Below are 1,905 nucleotides of genomic sequence, written 5' to 3' on the forward strand. Positions count from 1 at the left end.
TTGCGTTGACATACTTCGCCGTCTTCCGCTTCAACTCCGTCACTCTGGCGACCTGATCCGACGTTGTCTAGCGATTAAACACGGCCGATCGTACCCATGTGGACGCAAAAATACGTGAAACCCAAACTATCAAACCGCCATCCGGAGAACGGCCCGTAGAATGGATAGCCGTCCAACCATCGTCGATCGTCATCTTCCGGCCGATGTCGGTCGGTGACCGGGTCGCCGTCAACGGGGGACGATGAGTGCCAACGAATCCGGTAGCCTCCGATCGGGCACCGTTCCGTGGCAGGCGTCGAACCTCCACGTCGTTCTCGCGAGCTCGATGGTCGGGATCATGGGCGTCTCGTTGCTCACGCCCGTGCTCCCCCAGCTGAAGGGCGTGTTCGGCGTCGGCGATGCCGCCGTCGGCCTGGTCGTGCCGGCGTTCACCATCCCCGGGGTCGTTCTCACCCCGTTCATCGGCCTGCTGGCCGATCGGATCGGCCGTCGCTGGACGCTCGTCCCGCTCCTGGTACTGTTCGGCGTGGCGGGTGCAGGGATCGCCTTCGCCTCGACGTTCCGGCAGGTACTGCTGTTGCGAGTGCTCCAGGGAGTCGGCGGCAGCGCGCTGATCATGCTCGCGATCACGTTGATCGGCGACTACTACGACGATCCGCGCCGCAGCGCCGTCATCGGGATCAACGGCGGGGCGATCGGGAGCAGCGGGGCGATCTTCCCGTTCGTCGGCGGCACGCTCGCGGCGGTGCGCTGGCAAGTGCCGTTCCTGTTCTTCGGCGTGGCGATCCTCGTGGGCCTCTACGCGCTGTCGGTGCTCGACGAGCCGACGATCGGCGAGCAGCAGTCGGTACGGGAGTATTTCCGGCGCATACGTGGCGTGGTGGCGTACCCACGCGCCGTCGCGGCCAACCTGACCGTGCTCGTCCACTTCTTCATGTTCTACGGCATGTTGACGGCGATCCCGCTGGTGCTCGGCGACAGCTACGGGCTGTCGAGCAGCCGTATCGGGATCGTCCTCGCCACGCTCTCGGTCGCCAGCGCCGCCTGCAACACCCAGTACGGGCGCATTTCGACTCGTGTCGGCCCGGTCGTCCTGATCGCCGTCGGCTTCCTCCTCTACGGCGGGTCGCTGCTCGGTCTCGCGACACAGCCGTCGCTCGCGCTCGTCGTCGTCTGTCTGCTGGCGTTCGGCACCGGCGTCGGCCTCATTACGCCATCGCTCGACAGCACGATCGTCGGTCTCGTCCCCGAGGAGCTGCGCGCCGGGCTGATGAGCGTCAGAACGAGCATGCTCCGGCTTGGCCAGACGATCGGCCCGGTCGCGTTCACCGCGGCCGCCTCCCTGTCGCTCGGATCGAGCACGATCGGCTTCCCGATGGTGTTCGCCGGCATCGGCTGTCTGGCCACCCTCGGAGGCGCTGTCGTTGTGGCCACCCGCCGGTGACGGTCGTCGCGACGAGTACGACACATCGGTATAAGAACGGTAAGCGTTTGGAGCCAGTGATCGACAGTCGGCACGTGGATTTCGAAGCGATAGTCACGCTCGACGGGGAAAGCTTGCCGGAAGCAGCGATGTGCAGCCCACACCAAGCCCAGCTCTCGGCTAGGCGGATGATGGGCATCGTCTGTTCGTTCTGGGACAACAGCCAGTAGCGATCGGTTAGAACAATGGTCCAACGAGAGTGCGTTCGTGGCGGTCAGACATTCAATGATCCGGACTCACGCGACGGACGAACGCGTGCAATCGATCGGTTGCCACAGACATCGGGAGAGATATACCTCCTACCGCTATATCAATCCGATTTCATAGGAAGGGCAGAACTTCGGAGCATGGAAAATTACAAACCACCATTTCAATCACAAGTCTGGAGCACTATAATTCAATCGTGTCGATTTCAGACTTTC

Annotated in this window: 1 protein-coding gene; it reads left to right on the forward strand. The window is 63.1% G+C overall.

Going from position 1 to position 1,905, the window contains the following annotated elements; genetic code table 11:
- The first annotated feature begins 241 nt into the window (after positions 1–241).
- On the forward strand, positions 242–1,444 hold the full coding sequence (locus tag C448_RS04015) for an MFS transporter (protein ID WP_004052029.1): 1,203 nt from the start codon (positions 242–244) through the stop codon (positions 1,442–1,444).
- Positions 1,445–1,905 lie beyond the last annotated feature (461 nt).

Origin of the sequence: Halococcus morrhuae DSM 1307 (assembly GCF_000336695.1) — an archaeon.
Taxonomy (GTDB): Archaea; Halobacteriota; Halobacteria; order Halobacteriales; family Halococcaceae; genus Halococcus; species Halococcus morrhuae.

Excerpts from the sequence above, each read along its gene's own strand:
- C448_RS04015 (WP_004052029.1), top strand. The coding sequence starts at position 242 with ATGAGTGCCAACGAATCCGGTAGCCTCCGATCGGGCACCGTTCCGTGG.